Genomic DNA, 17,481 nt, shown 5'->3' with positions numbered 1-17,481 from the left:
ACTTCGTGCAATTCTTTTGGCACCAAGGTGATAAAGCTTTTCCTGTTGTGATTCGAGATTAGATTCAATATCCCTCAAGCTTTGACGACATGATAATTGAGACATCAAAATAGCAATAAATTGATCCCATCGTGTTGCAGATCTTAATTTTTGTCCTTGATGGTATTGTTTCGCAAGACGTTCAAAATCTTGTCTTAAAATGGGTTTGAGTAATTGATGAAATACAGTATTCTGATGTGACAAAACCTGAATCCTTGTAGTTGAAGTGTTTGTTCGCACTTATATTTTAACTACTTTGGACTCAGGTTTTTTATTTAAGTCTAACTATGGGACAGCAGTGGCCTTCGGCCACTTTTTTCTCGATAGGTCTTAAAGACCAATTTCACCAATAAAGGGCAAATGACGGTACTTTTGGTCGTAGTCTAGGCCATAACCAACGATGAATTTATCTTCAACGTCAAAACCTAAAAACTTCACATCGAGTTCAATTTCACGGCGTGAAGGCTTACTGACTAAGGTGCATAGCTCAATTGAGTTTGGAGAACGTGTTTCTAAAATTTCTAATACTTTGCTCAAAGTGTTGCCTGAGTCGATGATATCTTCAATCACTAAGACATCTTTACCGCGAATTTCACCATCTAGGTCTTTTAAAATTCTTACATCACGTGAAGATATCGTACCGCCGCCATAACTCGATACCGTCATGAAATCGAGTTCATGTGGTTTTGAAATGCTACGACATAAGTCTGCCATGAAAATGACTGAACCACGTAATAAACCAATCAGTACGAGTTCCTTATCACTGTTTGCATAATGCGCATCAATTTGTGCACCAAGCTCTTTTACTTTCGCTTGAATCTCTTCAGTAGAAATCATTACGCTCATTTGAACGGTCATGGGTAGATACCTAAAAATTAAAAAAAATCAAAAATAAAAAAGGCGTTGACCTGCAACACCTCTATATATGCATTAATTTTAATATATCTCTAAACGAGATGCACCCCCTTTTGCCCGCTGAAAATGTAATCATTGCATTGTAGGCGGGATGCAGCTTGGTTTAGAGGCAAAAATCAAAGTCGTTTCAAAACTTGATTAACCGCTTAAATTTTTGCTATTTGCTGCTTAGTCTTGCAGATAAGCCTTCTGACCAAAAATATAAGTCGCATGAATATTGCGGTCATCACCCATAGTCATCAGAGCAAATAAAGCATCTTCAATCCCTTTTGCACGTTGTTGACGTAATGCTTGCAATGCGGTTGCTTTGAGGTCGAGCACCACAAAGTCGGCTTCTTTGCCTATATTAAAGTTACCGAGCTTATCATCCAAGCTCAGTGCTTTGGCACCGCCCAGCGTAGCGTGGTAGAGCGACTCAAATGCGGACAGTTTATCACCTTGAAGCTGCTGCACTTTATAGGCTTCATTCAGTGTTTGCAGTTGGTTAAAAGAGGTTCCTGCACCAATGTCTGTACCAAGCCCAACTTTTACCTGCTTTTCCCAAGTCTTGTTTAACGGAAATAAACCACTACCTAAAAAGAGGTTGGAGGTCGGACAGAAAGCAATGGCCGAGTCAGTCTGATGCATGCAGTCCCACTCTGCGTCTTCTAAATGCACGCAGTGGGCAAAGACCGAATGTGAACCGGTTAAGCCAAAGTGATGATAAACATCGAGATAGCCTTGCTGTTCTGGGAATAAGTCTTTCACCCAAGCAATTTCATTTTTATTTTCACTTAAATGCGTATGCACATATACATCTGGGTATTCAGCTTTGAGCTGCCCTGCTTTAGCCAATTGCTCTGGTGTTGAGGTTGGGGCAAAACGTGGCGTAATTGCATATAGATTACGGCCTTTGCCATGCCATTTCTCAATCAGTGCTTTAGAGTCTGCATAAGCACTTTCAGGTGTGTCACACAGACCTTCAGGTGCATGACGGTCCATCATAACTTTACCTGCGATCAGACGCATCTGGTGCTGCTCTGCCGCTTCAAATAGTGCATCGACTGATTCGCTATGCACAGTACAGAAGACTAAGGCTGTGGTGGTGCCATTTTTCAGCAGTTCTTGCACAAAGAATTGGGCAATCTGGTCGGCATAGGCTTTATCGGAAAATTGTAATTCGGTTGGGAAAGTATAGGTATTGAGCCATTCGAGGAGCTGTTCGCCATAGGCCCCCACCATTTCTGTTTGTGGAAAATGAATGTGGGTGTCGATAAAACCCGGCACAATCAATTGTTCAGGATAGTGCTGAACCTCGACGCCAACAGGAAGGTGCTGTTGCCCCTCCTGCCAAGATCCAAACCATTGGATTTTGCCATTGTGGCTAATCAGTAAACCATCTTCTACGTAACGCACTTGGTCGTGAATTTCACGCGCTTGGGCAACCGTATTCTGAATATCTAGGAAGCGACCGCGAACCGCCGTCGTTGCAACTACAGAAGACATTTTAAACCTGCGTTTTGACTTTTTTTCGATTGATTGTACCGCAAACTGGATATTTTTCACGGCTATTTACGGAAGTTTTTTTATGCTATGCATAAGCACACACTTTGGACTTAAATGATTCAATCTATTCGCAAAATTTTGCTGAGAAAGTCTTTATCTTTAAATGCTGAGTCAGTACAGTGTCGGCATTGATAAAATAAGAGACCATGACCCGCATGTATTTTTGGAATACCAAAGCATTAGCACATGAATTATCTAGCAATACCCTCGATAAAAAGCATTATAAAAATTATTACTTAGTCACCGCCTTATTGGTTTCAGTGGTGTATTACTACGGCATGTATTCACCCTATGGTGATGTTCGTGTGATTGGTGTTGAGGGACTTTTGACTTTATTGATTATGTTTATTGGGATTCAAAGCGCTTATAAAGCCAATGGCGGCGATGAGGGTGAGCATTTCTTAGGTCGAATCACAGCCTTGTCTTTTCCCATTTTGGTACAAACCACTGTGGCGGGTGTGGTGTTTGGTGCAGTGCTATTGGGGCTTTATTTTGCTTTTAATCTAGAAGGCACGGCGTTTGATCATTGGTATGAATGGACTATTTCGCTATTTACCATCTTCCTGCAAATCTTGTTTTTCACGCGTTTGGTGTCTTATATGAAGCGGGTTAAAGCGCATACCATTTAAGCTTGAAAAAAATATTGTCTTCGAATCTATGCCTGTCAGTTTTAGCGTTGACAGGCCTTTTCTTTTTCAATTTAAACTTTATTTGATAGACGCAAGCGTCATCCGAAACCTGCGTAGTGTTTGGAATAGATTGTTTTTGCAACACAAATTTTTTAATTATAGAACGTGAGCAGGTTTTGCAGAGGACAAATGCTTTCTTTACGAAACTTCGCTTCTCATTTGGCGAAACAAAAGAATGATTGAGCTCCCAATATTGAACTTGAAAAAGATAAGATTCCGCCGTGAATAACCTAAAAGTGATAGTGCTTCTACTAAAACGCCTGAAAAGACCCGCATTAATCTTTGGACATCTATTTTAAATAGGTGATTTAGAGCGCCACTTTATTCCACAAAATAATGCGCAGCAAAATGCGCATCATTGCCAATCACATCAAACACATCTTCACGCAGTGACATCCCAGCACATTCATCCCCGACCATCCAAAGTCCCAAGGTGGGCAGCATGCCTTCATGCAACGGAGTTTTTACCCAGCGTTGCATGACATAGCCATATTTATCGTAGTCATCGAAGTAAAAACTACCTGAGGCTGCGCCACAATCGACATTGTTTTGTAGGATATGAATATTTGCGCCTTCGCGCGCTAAGATGGGCTTACGCACCCATTTCCCTGCATAGTGAGCGTGTGCATCATAAGCATGGGTTTCTAACAACAATGGATGATTTGGAAAGCGTTTCCATAGCTCGATCAATAGGGCTTTATTGGAGAGTAGCATTTTCCAACACGGTTCAATCCATTCAGTTTCGGGTTTGAGAAACTGCGAAAAACTTTCTTCCCAAATCCATTCCCACGGATACAGCTTAAATAAATGCTGAATCTCTTGCTGATGCAAATCGACGAAGGCTGTGCCATTCCAACCGATGTTTTCCATCGACAGTTCGCTGACATTTAAGCCTGCCTGAAAAGCAGTATCCATGAGGTATTCTAAATTGCCCCAATCTTCACGCCCTGCTTCTTGGCAGGCTGCGAAATGGACGCGGCTACGCGCAGGATAGAGCTGTTTCCAACGCTCAATCAGCTTTTCATGAATGCTGTTGAATTGATCACGGTTTGCAATGTTTTCGACCTGTTCAATCCAATGCCACTGTGCAACAGAGGCTTCGAGTAAACCCGTTGGCGTATCGGCATTGTATTCCAGCATTTTAATGGCTTGACCATCATAGGCAAAATCGAAACGGCCATAGAGCATCGGCGCTTGGTTTTTCCATGAGTGCTCAATCAAAGGAATCGCTGCTGGGGGGATTTGAAAATATTCGGGATAATGACCGCGTTGAATCATATCCCCTGCCACTTCAAGGCACATCTGGTGTAATTCGTTTGAGGCATCTTCAAGCTGTTCAATTTGCTTGAGGCTAAACTCATAAGCCACCCTTTCTGACCAATACATTGAACCATCTCGCGACGGCAAGTTGTAGTAGTCAAAACCAATCTCTTGATGTGCTTGTTGCCAGTTTGCACGCTCAGGCAGTAGAACTCGTTTCATGTATTAACCTCCGAACGAGCCTCCGCCACGGCCGAAGCCTCCCCGAATGGGTTGGGATTTGGCATGGCTAAAAACGTGAGTCGAGATTTTGGGTGCGCCTGTCGAATGTCGTCCACGTGCTTTCATGACTTGACCTAAGTAACGGACTTTACGGTTATTTTTATAATATTGAGGGCCGATATAAACCCCAGTAGAACCACTATAGCTTGATTCGCCATTTTCATTAGCAGGTTCGCACAGTTCAAAATGCCAGTCTTGGTAGCAGTTGTATTGGTTATTGTAAACATCCTGTTGTAGGGTTTTAGAACCGCTACATGCCGTGAGTAAAACCGGCACCACAACAAGAGTTAATTTTTTGGTACGCATGGATGAGCAACCTTCGGGTTGTTTTATTTTTACAGGTAAAACCAAGGGTTTTAAGCCCGCTTATCATAGGGAGCTGTCTGCATAAAGTACAGTACATTTACACAGAAAATCATAGGATTAAGTCTTATGCATACTAAAATTTGGTCATAAAAAAGCCTTCACAGTGGAAGGCTTTTTTAAAACATTAGAGGGTGGTTTGATGATGTTTCTTACTGTATCGAATCGACAAGATCGCAGTAATGCTCAGCACCAACACAATAAAGCCCAGTGAAATCCAAATTGGCATATGGAACACATCCAACATGAGCATCTTAAAGCCAATGAACACTAAGATAATACCTAAACCATACGGGAGATAATGCATCTTGGTTGCTGCACCAGACAACAAGAAGAACATCGCACGTAGACCCAAAATCGCCATTAAGTTTGCAGTCAATACGATAAACGGATCAGAAGTCACCGCGAAAATTGCAGGAATGGAATCCACTGCGAAAATCACATCCGACGCTTCAACTAAAATCAACACCAAGAATAGCGGCGTTGCCCACAACATCCCGTTTTGACGGACGAAGAATTTATTGCCGTGCATTTGCGGGGTAATCCGCATATGTTTACGTAGCCATTTTAAGATGGCCATATCTTCGATATTGGTTTCTTCTTCGTTTTGTCCTTTGAAGAATTTGAAGCCCGTATACACCAAGAACGCACCGAAGATATACAGAATCCATGAGAACTCTTGCACGAACCACGCGCCAATAAAAATAAAGATGGTACGTAGAATAATCGCGCCCAAGACACCGTAAAGCAGTAATTGGCGTTGTAATGCAGGTGGGATGGCAAAAGCAGCAAAGATCATCAGCCAGACAAAGACGTTGTCGACGGCTAAAGATTTTTCAAGTAAATAACCTGCGAAGTACTCCATGACCTTGGTATTGGCCACAGTGACACCTGCAGTTTGTTGTAGATACAGCCAGAGACCTGCACCAAAGAGTGATGCGACGGAAACCCATGCAATACTCCATAACGCGGCTGTTTTGATTTTAACTTCTTGGCCTTCTTTTTGTTTAAAGCCTAAAAAGTCGATCAGTAGCATCACGGTAACAATGCCGAAAAAAGCAAGGTATAGCCATAAATTGCCGATAGATTCCATGAAATCCTCCACATCCAGCAATCGGCCACAAAAAAACCTTGACCTGCTGCCAGATGAAATAAAACATCTGTGACAACATGATCAAGGTCTTGCCTACATTTTAGCGTATGTAATTTGTGCGCTAAAATGCTCAGATACCGACTTTTTGCAAAGTGTAATGACGATAATCTGACACGTGAAAGTGATGCATAGCATGGATTTTTCACGTTTGGAGGAGGCTACTCCCCTTGTTCAACATAAATTTGGTTTTGGATTTGATCCAAAAGTGAGCTAAGCATCGCATATTTTTATGGTTTGAGCAAATATTAAAGAAAATTGTAGATGAAATATAAATGAGACAAAATTTTTCTTCAATTTGTGGCAAGCTAAAAAAAACAGTAAACCGAAGAGGAATAATAATGAAAATTCAACATCAAGAAGCAGGTAGTAAAGGCGAAGTTTTTGTCGAGCAAGACCATGATCGTGTGGCGGAAATGACTTATAGTTGGGCTGGGGATGATAAATTTATCATTGACCACACTTGGGTCAGTGAGTTACTGCGTGGGCAACATGTGGGGCGTCAGTTATTGGATGTTTTGGTTAACTTTGCTCGTGATAAGGGCGTGAAAATTTTACCTTTGTGTCCTTTTGCCAAATCGGTATTCGACAAAGATCCATCTATTCATGATGTTTTATTCCACTAAGATAGAAAACTATAAATCAATCCATTCAATGAGTGTGCTATGCAATTTCAACATGTAGATCGTGATCAAAAAGGTGAGTTTTTCTTAAATAATGCAGACGGTCAGCGCATTGCTGAAATTAGCTATCTTTGGCGAGATGACACAACCATTGATGCCAACCATACTTGGGTCGATGATTCACTGCGGGGGCAAGGCGTAGCACGTTTACTGTTAGATACTCTGGTTGATTTTTCACGTGAGAAAAACCTTAAAATTATCCCGACCTGTTCTTATGTCGATGTGATGTTTCGCCGTGAGAAAAGCTTTGAGGATGTTGCGGCTTAGTTGTTCATGGCATTCACTGCGGTTCTAAGCGTTAAGCTAAAATGAGATCAATATAGCTGCCATTGCAGTTCTAATTTGTACTTTGCAGTGCTGAAGATAATGGAATTAAAGTATATGAAGACGCTTTTATCTATTGGTCTATTTAGTTTAGTTGCCCCCTTATTGCATGCTGAAGACTGTGTAAAATTTGAGGAAAAGGCCGAACAAAAAGAAGTCCAGATCATCCCACGTTGGGGCATGAAAGTGATTGTTCCAACCAGAGTGTATTTTCATTCAGCACCGAGCAATACTTGTAAAATCAAAGATCTGTTTATGATTAAAAATGACCATATTACTGCTTATAGCACCTATGATGATGGTCAAGAACAGTGGGTTTCGATCATGTATTTCAGCAAGCGTTTGGGAGACACGGTTCAAGGTTGGGCAAAACTAAAAGACTTTGAATATACGGGCACGATGTCTGGTTTTTAATTGAATAAGCTTGTAAAAAAACCGCAGATTGAACTGCGGTTTTTTTCGTCTAAGAGAGAATAGCTTATTCTGCGTTTAAGGCGCTGATCAATTTCTGGTGTAAACCACCAAAGCCGCCATTAGACATGATCACGACCGCATCGCCCTCACCTGCATCACTGACAATGGTCTGGATAATGTCATCTAATGTACGTGCAACTACGGCCTTGTTCGGTGCGGCTGCAATGACAGGTTGTAAGTCCCAGTCCAAACCTTCTGGCTGATACCAAATCACTTCATCGGCCAAACGTGCAGAGTGCGCAAGTCCATCTTTATGGCTTCCCATGCGCATGGTATTTGAACGAGGCTCAATAATTGCCCACAATTTACGCTCGCCTAAACGCTTACGTGCGCCTTCTAGCGTAGTATCAATTGCGGTTGGGTGATGGGCAAAGTCATCATACACTTCAACGCCACGTACCGTGCCTAAAAGCTCCATACGGCGCTTCACACCACCAAAGTTAGACAGTGCTGCGCACGCTGTTTCAATGGTCACGCCAACGTGTTCAGCCGCAGCGATAGTCGCCAATGCATTGGCCACGCTGTGCTGCCCTGTCATGTTCCATTGCACGATGCCTTTCACCACGCCGTGTTGGAGTACTTTAAAATGTGAACCATCCGCACTCAGTTGTTCGGCATACAATTCAGATTTGTCGTGAGCCTCTAAAGAGGTACGAACCACAGGTGTCCAACAGCCCTGTTCTAAAACTTCATCAATATTGCTTTCAGTAATAGGCGCAATAATACGACCTTCGCTAGGAATGGTACGAACCAAGTGATGGAATTGTTTTTGAATCGCTGCTAGATCATCAAAAATATCGGCATGGTCAAATTCAAGGTTATTTAAAATGGCTGTTTTGGGATGGTAATGCACGAACTTCGAACGTTTGTCGAAAAAGGCAGAGTCATATTCATCAGCTTCGACACAGAAGTATTTGCCACCACCTAAACGCGCACTTTCAGAGAAACCTAACGGTACACCGCCAATCAGGAAACCTGGCTCTAAACCCGCCTGATCCAATACCCAAGCCAACATGGTGGTGGTGGTGGTTTTGCCATGCGTGCCTGCTACGCCAAGTACGTGTTTGCCTTGAAGTACATGATCGGCCAAAAATTGCGGGCCTGAAATATAGGGCAAGCCTTCATTGAGCATGTATTCAACTGCATCAATCCCGCGTTTCATCGCATTGCCCACGATGACCAAATCAGGATGAGGTTGCAAATGACTGCGGTCATAACCTTGCATTAAGGTAATGCCTGCATTTTCGAGCTGGGTGGACATAGGAGGATAAACGTTTAGATCCGAACCCGTCACTGTATGGCCAAGATCACGTGCTAAAAGCGCTAAAGACCCCATAAAGGTGCCACAAATACCCAAAATATGCAGATGCATTCCGCCTCACTCCACTGCTTTTATAGACACATCACGTATTGTTGGTGCTGTTGTCGTGATTAATTCGATGTGAAAGCAACCATAGCAAGGCGCTTAGCGAAAAGATAGTGATTCTTGTATCTAATCGTTTAATTATTCTGCGGCTTGAACAGCGCTTTTATTTTGTAAAAAAACCATCTGAAAAGTGCAATATTTGCTGAATTTTTTAATGAAAAACGTAAAATAAATGTTCCTAATTCCAGTGAAGTTTCTTCATGTCCCTGCCCTTTATTTTATTGATTATTGCCAACTGTTTTATGACACTTGCATGGTATGGACATTTAAAATTTTTACCGGGGGTGCCGCTTTGGCAAGCCATTTTATTTAGTTGGTTCATCGCGTTGGTGGAATATAGTTTTATGATTCCTGCGACCCGTATGTTGTCACAGCAAGGCTGGTCGATGGGCGAAATGAAAATCACCCAAGAAGTGGTGACGTTATTGGTTTTTGTCCCCTTTATGCTTTTCTTATTCAAACAGCCTTTTAAGCTCGATTATTTGTGGGCGGGACTGTGTTTATTCGGTTGTGTGTATTTTGTTTTTCGCAGCCAATAAATCAAAAAATGAGCTACTGCCCTATTTTTATTTAAGTTTTATGCTACGCCATAAAAAAATAAGAAAAATCTGCATTTAGTTTTACGGTTAAATTTTGGAGAGCTGAAAAATCAGTCTATAATACGGGGCTCTTATTAAAGCTTGGCGCTAGTCGAGATTTATCTCTCTTAACTATCTCTGGAAACATTGCAATGAATGCGGCCGCTTCACAAGACACTCCTCTCGTTGGAATTATCATGGGTTCTCAATCAGATTGGGCCACTCTCGAACACACTGCCAATATGCTTAAGCAACTTGGCGTCCCATTTGAAGCGGAAGTTGTGTCTGCGCACCGTACGCCAGATCGTCTTTTTGAATATGCTGAACAAGCACGTGACCGTGGTATCCAAGTGATTATTGCAGGTGCAGGCGGTGCGGCGCATTTACCAGGAATGTGTGCGGCGAAAACTGATTTACCTGTACTGGGTGTACCAGTGAAGTCTTCGATTTTAAACGGTGTTGATTCACTGTTATCCATTGTACAAATGCCAGCAGGTATTGCAGTGGGCACCTTGGCGATTGGTCCAGCAGGTGCAACCAATGCTGCGATTATGGCAGCGCAAATTTTAGGTCTAACACGTCCTGAGATTGCAAAAAATGTAGCAGATTTCCGTGCTGCACAAACTGACAAAGTCGCAAGCAACAATATTCCAGGCCAAGCTTAATACGGGGCATTCCTCATGAATAAAACCATCGGTATTTTTGGTGGTGGGCAGCTGGGTCGCATGATGGCGCAAGCGGCTTTGCCACTAAATATTCAATGTACATTCTTTGATGTGAGTACAGACTGTCCTTCAGCGGCTTTAGGAACGGTGATTTCAAGCAAAACTGAAAACGGTTTACAAGACTTTATTGCTAGCGCAGATGTCTTCAGCCTTGAGTTTGAAAATACGCCTTTGTCTGATGTTGATGTTTTGACCAAGCAAAAAGATATGCATCCGCCACGTCAGGCTTTAGCCATTGCACAGCATCGCTTGTCTGAAAAAGCGTTATTTGATGCGCTTGAGATTCCTGTTGCACCTTATAAAGCGGTAGATTCACTAGAAAGCTTAAACGCTGCGGTTGCTGAGTTAGGTTTACCGATTGTGCTGAAGACAGCCACAGGCGGCTATGATGGCAAAGGTCAGTTTGTATTGCGTTCTGAACAGCAAATTGAACAAGCATGGGCTGAATTAGGTCCTGCAGGCAGTTTAATTGCAGAAAGCTTTGTGACTTTCTCACGTGAAGTCTCAATCATTGCGGTACGTGGTCAAAATGGCGATGTAAAAACGTGGCCATTGGCTGAAAACCATCACCATCATGGTATTTTGTCGCACTCGATTGTCCCTGCGCCGAATAGTGCGGACTTACAACCCGTTGCACAAGACTACATCACTCGCCTATTGAATCATTTGAATTATGTTGGCGTGTTGACCTTAGAACTGTTTGTTACAGACCAAGGTTTGTATGCCAATGAAATGGCGCCACGTGTGCATAATTCAGGACACTGGTCGATTGAAGGCGCAGTATGCTCTCAGTTTGAAAACCATATTCGTGCAGTCGCAGGCTTACCCTTGGGTTCCACTGAAGTGGTTCGCCCTACGGTCATGATCAATATTATTGGTCAGTATCCACAGTCTGAACAAGTCTTGGCCTTAGAAGGTGTACATCTACATCTTTATAATAAGGAAGAACGTGAAGGTCGTAAGATTGGTCACCTGACTTTAATGCCGAATGACACTGCTCAACTTACGACGCTATGTCGTCAGTTGGCGAAAATTTTACCAAATCCATTGGCACTGAGCGAAGATATGACCATCTAAAGCTTCAGTTGTTGTTAAAAAAGGCGATCACAAGAGTGGTCGCTTTTTTATCTGCATTCATTCAGGCATGATTGCGCCTCTTCGAAAAAAGTAACCGTTAATCGGATCAAATTTAAAATAAATTGCGTGTTTTTTATCCGTTTAGATAAAATCAGGGCATAGAAAAATAAACTGAAAGCAAAATAAAGCGAGTTTTGTGCAGAGAAGTACGTTTAAAACAAAGTCCATAATTGAATGTGACACTGATGTTCACCTAAAAAAGCTGAAACAGCAGAAATCTCGGTTAACTTGAGTCTGTGGATATCTTTGTAAGCGTGTTTTGAATTTAAAAAATAGAAGTAAAAATTTTAAATTCAAAAGTGCATTTTAAATTTAAATCGAATGTTTAAATTTAAAAGTGTTGATGCTGTTTGAATTTAAATTCAAAACAATAAATTTAAAAACCGCTGAATGAATTTAAAGTTTTGAATTTAAAAATATTGAGCTTGGCTTTCGATGGTTTATTCTGTGTATATTATTGATTATTAATGTTAAATAAAAATTGTGGATAAATAAATTTAAAACAAGATGATTGAATTCAAAGCACGTTTTGAGCTGGAGTTTGTTTTTGAATTCAACGGCTGAGACTTGTGGTGTTGTGGATAAGTGATTTTAAATTTAAAAGATGATTTTGAATTTAAATTATTATCAATATTCATTTACGTTTTGATTCAGAAAAGTGAAATTGAAAGTGTTAAGGTAAAAAGCATAATTTAGAGATAAAGAATCATTAGGGATTTTATGCACCGTTTTGCTTTTCTTTTAGGTTCAATTTTTTTAGCGGTGACTCAGGCAAATGCTGAGCTTATTATTAATGGTCAAAAAGTTGCGGGCGGTTCAAATGTCGCAAGCTCCGATTATAGCCCTCAGAACTCATTTCAAAGCTGTATTGCCAACTTAAAAAGCCAAGCGATGGCGAATGGTGTGTCTGCATCCACTTATGATCGCTACACGCAAAATTTAACGCCTGATTATTCTGTGATTGAAAAATTAAATTACCAACCTGAATTTTCCACGCCTATTTGGGATTATTTGTCAGGATTGGTGGATGATGAGCGTGTTGCGGTGGGTCAGCAAAAATTGGCGCAGCATCGTGACGTGTTGAATCGTGTTGCGGCCGCGTATGGTGTGCCTGCGGAGACTGTGGTTGCCGTGTGGGGCGTTGAAAGTAATTTTGGTGATATTTCAGGTAAATATCCATTATTACAAGCTCTGGGTACATTGAGCTGTGAGGGGCGCCGTCAAAGCTATTTCCGTGGTGAGTTTTTTGCCGCGATGCGTATTTTACAGCGTGGCGATTTAACTGAGTCGCAACTGAAAGGTTCGTGGGCAGGTGCGTTTGGTCATACCCAGTTTATGCCATCGACGTATGAAGAGCTGGCGGTCGATTTTGATGGAGATGGACGCCGTGATTTGGTGTCGAGTACCACAGATGCTTTGGCATCAACAGCCAATTTCCTCAAAAAACGCGGCTGGCAAACCGGGCAACCTTGGGGATTTGAAGTAAAAAATCCGCAAGCGATTTCTCTGAGTGGTGAAAGTCGTCGCAATAAAAAGCCCTTATCTTACTGGATGCAAAATGGCTTGGTACGCGCAGATGGCTCAGCGTTAGTTCAAGGCAATTTATCCTCTAGTTCGCAAGCGGGGCTGATGGCGCCCGCTGGTGAAAATGGTCCACTGTTTTTAGTCTTTAAAAACTTTGATGCAATCTATAGTTATAACGCAGCAGAAAGTTATGCCTTGGCGATTGCGCATTTGTCAGACCGATTACAAGGGCAAGGCGGGTTTACTACAACTTGGCCAACTGATGATGCAGGCACTTCGCGTTCTGAACGTCGTGAAATTCAGCAGTTTTTACTGAATCGTGGCTATGATATTGGCGCGGTGGACGGTTTGATTGGTGATAAAACGCGCCAAGCGATTCGACAGGAGCAGATTCGTTTAGGTTTAAGTCCGACGGGACGAGCAGGGCAACAAATCTTAAAAGCCTTCCGTCAGGAAAATGCCAAGTTAATGATGCGTTAACATTAACAGGAAAAAATCGTTGATATAGATAAAAAGCCAGTCAGGTGAATAACCGACTGGCTTTTTTGATTTGCTTATGTTGCGTCTAAAGGACTAGAAGCGCGGTGATGTTTAAACCGCAGTAATCGTTCCAAGAATACGGTCGCCCTGTGCGCCTGTCACTGCGGGTAAGTTGCCATTGAGTTGCTGGATAAAACGCATAGCCAACCAAGCAAAGGCGGTGGCTTCCACCCATGTTGGGGCTAAGCCAATCGCGGAGGTCGTTTGTACAGACCAATTGTGCTTACGTAAGCGCCAGCGTAGTTGTTCTAAAAGGTGTGAATTATAGGCACCACCACCACAAACATAGACTTCACCCGTATCCATGTCAGAGCGGTAGATGGCTTTTTTTATGGCACGTGTGGTGAGCTTCATTAATGTGGCTTGAACATTTTCAGGACTGTCTTCAAGTTCGTCGTATTCAAGGTCATTGCGCCAGTCAGCAATTTGTTCATCTAACCATTCAAGGTTGAAGTCTTCACGACCAGTGCTTTTCGGTGGTTCTTTGGAAAAATATTCATGGGATTGTAGACGATCAAGCAGGCTGCGAATCGGATGGCCGTAAGCTGCCCAATTGCCATTTTCATCGTAAGGCTGCCCAGTAAAGCGTTCACACCAAGCGTCCATTAAAATGTTGGCTGGGCCTGTATCAAAACCGTAGACCTGATCAGGTTGGCCTGCGGGCAACATGCTGACATTGGCGATGCCACCTAGGTTTAAGATGACGCGATGAATGCTTTCATGTTGGAACATATCTTGGTGAAACGCAGGAACCAGCGGGGCACCTTGTCCACCTGCGGCCATATCACGACGTCGAAAGTCTGAAATCACCGGAATTTGGGTGATTTCAGTGATGATGTTTGGGTCACCAATTTGCAGGGTAAAGCCATGCTCTGGGCGGTGGCGAATGGTTTGTCCATGTGAGCCAACAGCTTTGATTTGACTACGATCTAAATGACTTTGTTCAATCAGTTGATTGATGCCTTCACCAATCATTTTTGCTAAAGCCACATCTGCCTTACCCATACGGTCGATTTCGTTGTCACCAGGCAAAGTGAGTGCCATCAGTTCATCGCGTAAATCGGGATCGAAAGAAAGAGTAAGGGTGGCATGAAGCTGCAATGGATCAAAAGAAGCAGCAACAATATCAACACCATCCATGCTGGTGCCGGTCATTACCCCAATATAGATCGCTGTCATGATTATTCTAAAGCCTGCAATGTGCTGAAAAAGTGTTAGTATATCGCACAAATTGAATAACTGATGTGTTTGGGTTTTGTGATGTCAAATTTCCTGCCGGCTGAAGAACAACTTGCTCTCATTCAACGAGGCACGCATGAAATTATTTCTGAAGAGGATCTTCTGAAGAAATTAAAAGAAAATCGTCCTTTAAAAATTAAAGCGGGCTTTGATCCGACTGCGCCTGACTTGCACTTGGGGCATACGGTTTTAATTAATAAACTGAAAACTTTCCAAGACTTGGGTCATGACGTGACCTTCCTGATTGGGGACTATACCGCGATGATCGGTGACCCGACGGGCAAAAGTGCAACACGCCCACCATTGTCGCGTGAGCAAGTACTTGAAAACGCAAAAACCTATCAAGAACAGGTGTTTAAAATTCTTGATCCGAATAAAACCAAAGTACGTTTTAACTCAGAATGGTTTGCAACCAAGACAGCGGCTGATTTAATTCAGTTGGCATCACAGCAAACGGTTGCACGTATGCTTGAGCGTGATGACTTCACCAAGCGTTATAACAACCATCAACCGATTGCAATTCATGAGTTTTTGTATCCATTGGTTCAAGGTTATGACTCGATTGCTCTTGAGGCAGATGTGGAGTTAGGCGGTACAGACCAAACCTTTAACTTATTGATGGGGCGTACACTTCAGGGTCGTTATGACCAAGAAGCGCAAGTCTGCATTACGGTGCCCATCCTTGAAGGTTTAGACGGTGTGAACAAAATGTCTAAGTCGTTGGGTAACTATATTGGGGTATTTGATGCACCAGGGGCGATGTATCAGAAAGTTCTTTCGATGCCAGATGCCTTAATTGAACGCTATTTCGATTTACTCAGCTTTAAATCCGTTGAGGAAATTAAAGTCCTGCTAAACGAAATTGCTGAAGGGCGTAATCCACAAGAAGTGAAGAAGATTTTAGCACTTGAGTTGGTAGAGCGTTTCCACGGTGCAGAAGCTGCAGAAAATGCACATAAAGGTGCAGGCAACTTGATTACTGAGGGTGAATTACCCGAAGGGACACCAGAAGTAACCATTTCACGCGCTGAATTTGGTGGCGAGTTGTTTATTGCAACGATTCTTCGCGTAGTGGGCTTAAACCCAAATGCTGCAGCGGCAAAAGATGCCGTGGGTCGTGGTGCGGTCAAAGTTGACTGGAAAGTGGTTGATATGAGTTTCTCTGTTAAAGAAAATGTCACTTTAATTATCCAGTCGGGTAAAAAAGCCATTGCAAAAGTCACTTTTACGGACTAATGCTATTCATCTATAAATGTTAAGTTGTTGATATAAAAGCAGGCTTCGGTCTGCTTTTTGTTTTTTATGCGTTATAAAAAAATCAAATAACCAAATTCAAAAAAAACCTTATAAAAACAATACTTAAATTTTCCCTTAAATATTGCAATTTAAAATGAGAGTGTATAAGATTTCAACGTCTAGTTTGTGTTTTAACATATCTAGAGGGTCAATAGGAATAACTCTCCACAGTTTTCAAGTCTCTTCCCCAAGGGACTTTTTTTAAGATAACTATAATAATGACATCTATGGATCAGATAACGATCTAACTCAGAGGAAGAGGTTTTGGGAGAGATCTCTTCCTTTTTTATTGGCAAAAATTTAGTTTTTAAAATCAATTGCACGCAGACAAAGAACGAATTGCCATAATAGATGTTGATTACAACGGACTCATTTAATACGAGTTCGTGATATAGCACTGTGTTTTCTACTTATATCCAGATACTTCGTATTATTAAGTTTTATCGCAAATATTGTTGCAGCACTGTTTTGAATTATCTTGAATGAGGTATAGATAGAAGAGAGCTTTTTATTATTTGCATTAAATAAAAGACAAAAGAAGTATTTGCGTTTATGGAAAGCAGAGTCCTTTCACATTTTTAACTGGAAATGTGGGGGAATATAGTGATTTTGGGATGTAATGTTTGTACTCAATATAAAAGAGCGACATCTTTAAAAAAAATACTGTCTTGAAATATACAAATCAAATGAATCGCGGAATGTTCAGTCTGAAAAGGGTTGCTCAAAATTTACTGGAAATATAAGTGGCAAGACAAAAATAAAGCCTACTGATTGAATTTTAAGCCTGAAAATAGTTTTAAAAATTGGAAACGAAAAGCTTATCTTATAAAAAAGAAGAAAAGAAATTATAAATATGATCAAAAAATAGATGAAAAATACGATTTTTGCTGGGTTTTGTAGAAAAAACCAACGCCTGTTTCAAATAAGTGAATTTGGGGGTTGCAAAGCTTTAGAAATCCTCTAGAATGCACCCCATACCGACGAGATAGACGGAAACGAATGAAGCACGAAGTGCTGAGTTGTTAAGTATATTGAGTCCAGCTTCTATCACTGACGAGGTGATAGAAAGATCATTAAGAGATTATGAAGAACAACTTGTGTGGATTTTTACTGATTGATTGATCGAAAATATTTCATTGATTGATGGTAGAAATTACTCGAAGTTTATTTGAGCGAATTTTTAGTCAGAAAATTGATGAGCCAGAATTGTGACCTTAAGTCACTAAATGATTTTAACTGAAGAGTTTGATCATGGCTCAGATTGAACGCTGGCGGCAGGCTTAACACATGCA

The 17,481-nt window shown here is 41.6% G+C and carries 17 protein-coding genes; 9 read left to right on the top strand and 8 right to left on the bottom strand.

Annotation, left to right across the window (positions count from 1 at the left end; translation table 11 throughout):
• From B9T36_RS18870 to guaD, 3 genes are all read right to left on the bottom strand, one after another.
• A partial coding sequence (locus tag B9T36_RS18870; protein WP_139841378.1) for a DUF4372 domain-containing protein occupies positions 1-243 on the bottom strand: 243 nt, incomplete at its 3' end.
• 126 nt (positions 244-369) lie between these two features.
• Positions 370-897 (bottom strand): hypoxanthine phosphoribosyltransferase, encoded by a 528-nt coding sequence (gene hpt, locus B9T36_RS18865; protein ID WP_086210955.1) that lies wholly within the window; start codon positions 895-897, stop codon positions 370-372.
• Between the two features lie 225 nt (positions 898-1,122).
• Complete coding sequence (gene guaD / locus B9T36_RS18860; RefSeq protein WP_086210954.1) at positions 1,123-2,439, bottom strand: guanine deaminase; 1,317 nt, start codon at positions 2,437-2,439, stop codon at positions 1,123-1,125.
• 215 nt (positions 2,440-2,654) lie between these two features.
• Between guaD and B9T36_RS18855 the strand changes: the two genes are divergently transcribed.
• On the top strand, positions 2,655-3,128 hold the full coding sequence (locus tag B9T36_RS18855) for a hypothetical protein (protein WP_086210957.1): 474 nt from the start codon (positions 2,655-2,657) through the stop codon (positions 3,126-3,128).
• Positions 3,129-3,509: 381 nt separating this feature from the next.
• Here B9T36_RS18855 and B9T36_RS18850 read toward each other — a convergent pair whose 3' ends face one another.
• From B9T36_RS18850 to B9T36_RS18840, 3 genes are all read right to left on the bottom strand, one after another.
• Positions 3,510-4,670 carry a glutathionylspermidine synthase family protein gene (locus tag B9T36_RS18850; protein WP_086210953.1) on the bottom strand — a complete coding sequence of 387 codons (1,161 nt, stop codon included), beginning with the start codon at positions 4,668-4,670 and terminating at the stop codon, positions 3,510-3,512.
• 3 nt (positions 4,671-4,673) lie between these two features.
• Positions 4,674-5,036 (bottom strand): hypothetical protein, encoded by a 363-nt coding sequence (locus B9T36_RS18845; RefSeq protein ID WP_086210952.1) that lies wholly within the window; start codon positions 5,034-5,036, stop codon positions 4,674-4,676.
• A 184-nt stretch (positions 5,037-5,220) separates the two neighbouring features.
• The gene (locus B9T36_RS18840; protein WP_086210951.1) at positions 5,221-6,186 is read right to left on the bottom strand and encodes a TerC family protein; all 966 of its coding nucleotides are present in this window, start codon (positions 6,184-6,186) and stop codon (positions 5,221-5,223) included.
• A 398-nt stretch (positions 6,187-6,584) separates the two neighbouring features.
• Between B9T36_RS18840 and B9T36_RS18835 the strand changes: the two genes are divergently transcribed.
• From B9T36_RS18835 to B9T36_RS18825, 3 genes are all read left to right on the top strand, one after another.
• Entirely contained in the window at positions 6,585-6,869 is a 285-nt protein-coding gene (locus B9T36_RS18835; protein ID WP_086210950.1) for a GNAT family N-acetyltransferase, read from the top strand.
• 39 nt (positions 6,870-6,908) lie between these two features.
• Positions 6,909-7,193, top strand: a complete 285-nt coding sequence (locus B9T36_RS18830; protein ID WP_086210949.1) for a GNAT family N-acetyltransferase — start codon at positions 6,909-6,911, stop codon at positions 7,191-7,193.
• A gap of 114 nt (positions 7,194-7,307) precedes the next feature.
• Positions 7,308-7,664 (top strand): hypothetical protein, encoded by a 357-nt coding sequence (locus B9T36_RS18825; protein ID WP_171264514.1) that lies wholly within the window; start codon positions 7,308-7,310, stop codon positions 7,662-7,664.
• Positions 7,665-7,728: 64 nt separating this feature from the next.
• On the opposite strand, the gene mpl is transcribed toward B9T36_RS18825, so the two are convergent.
• Positions 7,729-9,096, bottom strand: coding sequence for a UDP-N-acetylmuramate:L-alanyl-gamma-D-glutamyl-meso-diaminopimelate ligase (gene mpl, locus B9T36_RS18820; protein ID WP_086210948.1), 1,368 nt, complete (start codon positions 9,094-9,096; stop codon positions 7,729-7,731).
• 254 nt (positions 9,097-9,350) lie between these two features.
• Here mpl and B9T36_RS18815 point away from each other — a divergent pair, with 254 nt between their 5' ends.
• The 4 genes from B9T36_RS18815 (at position 9,351) to B9T36_RS18800 (ending at position 13,594) form a co-directional block, all read left to right on the top strand.
• Positions 9,351-9,689: a DMT family protein gene (locus B9T36_RS18815; RefSeq protein WP_004977754.1), complete on the top strand. Its 339-nt coding sequence runs from the start codon at positions 9,351-9,353 to the stop codon at positions 9,687-9,689.
• Between the two features lie 191 nt (positions 9,690-9,880).
• Positions 9,881-10,393: a 5-(carboxyamino)imidazole ribonucleotide mutase gene (gene purE / locus B9T36_RS18810; RefSeq protein WP_004697498.1), complete on the top strand. Its 513-nt coding sequence runs from the start codon at positions 9,881-9,883 to the stop codon at positions 10,391-10,393.
• 15 nt (positions 10,394-10,408) lie between these two features.
• Complete coding sequence (locus B9T36_RS18805; protein WP_086210947.1) at positions 10,409-11,530, top strand: 5-(carboxyamino)imidazole ribonucleotide synthase; 1,122 nt, start codon at positions 10,409-10,411, stop codon at positions 11,528-11,530.
• A 780-nt stretch (positions 11,531-12,310) separates the two neighbouring features.
• Entirely contained in the window at positions 12,311-13,594 is a 1,284-nt protein-coding gene (locus B9T36_RS18800) for a lytic murein transglycosylase (RefSeq protein WP_086210946.1), read from the top strand.
• Between the two features lie 111 nt (positions 13,595-13,705).
• Here the strand turns inward: B9T36_RS18800 and B9T36_RS18795 are convergent, their stop codons facing one another.
• The gene (locus B9T36_RS18795) at positions 13,706-14,833 is read right to left on the bottom strand and encodes an anhydro-N-acetylmuramic acid kinase (protein ID WP_086210945.1); all 1,128 of its coding nucleotides are present in this window, start codon (positions 14,831-14,833) and stop codon (positions 13,706-13,708) included.
• Between the two features lie 63 nt (positions 14,834-14,896).
• Between B9T36_RS18795 and tyrS the strand changes: the two genes are divergently transcribed.
• On the top strand, positions 14,897-16,129 hold the full coding sequence (gene tyrS, locus B9T36_RS18790) for a tyrosine--tRNA ligase (RefSeq protein ID WP_086210944.1): 1,233 nt from the start codon (positions 14,897-14,899) through the stop codon (positions 16,127-16,129).
• The last annotated feature ends 1,352 nt before the right edge of the window (positions 16,130-17,481 follow it).

The organism is Acinetobacter sp. ANC 4204 (genome assembly GCF_002135205.1).
In the GTDB taxonomy this organism is placed as follows: domain Bacteria; phylum Pseudomonadota; class Gammaproteobacteria; order Pseudomonadales; family Moraxellaceae; genus Acinetobacter.
The sequence above is the reverse complement of the archived record's forward strand: the minus strand, read 5'-3'. Positions and strand labels throughout refer to the sequence as shown.